Source organism: Mycobacterium sp. UM_11 (assembly GCF_001414075.1).
Classification (GTDB): Bacteria; Actinomycetota; Actinomycetes; order Mycobacteriales; family Mycobacteriaceae; genus Mycobacterium.
The window spans coordinates 1-368 of record NZ_LATC01000256.1; the positions used below are offsets into that span (position 1 = coordinate 1).

The 368-nt window shown below is 74.2% G+C and carries 1 pseudogene; it reads left to right on the forward strand.

Annotation, left to right across the window (positions count from 1 at the left end):
* Nucleotides 1–368 (forward strand): annotated as a pseudogene (locus WU80_RS26240) (serine/threonine protein kinase); the annotation flags it as partial.

A 368-nucleotide genomic window follows, 5' to 3' on the forward strand; every position in this document is an offset into this window, starting at 1 on the left:
CCCAAGGGCTTCGATGCGGTGGTCACCCGGGGAATGGCCAAAAAGCCCGAGGAGCGTTACGCCAGCGCCGGGGACCTGGCCCTGGCCGCGCACGAGGCGCTGAGCAACCCCGACCAAGACCACGCCGCGACCATCCTGCGCCGCAGCCAGGAAGCCACCCTGCCCGGCACCGTCACGATGGGTCCCCCAGCCACGCCGGCCGACACGGCCATGGCGCGTCCCCCGGTACCGACGGCAAACACCCCACCGCCGGCGCCACCGGGCTCGACCCCGGTGACCGGTCAGGGGGCGCCGCAGTGGCGGCCCGAGAGCGGTCCGATTCCGGCGGCCAGCCACACCCCGCCGCCCTATTACCAAGCCCCCAACGC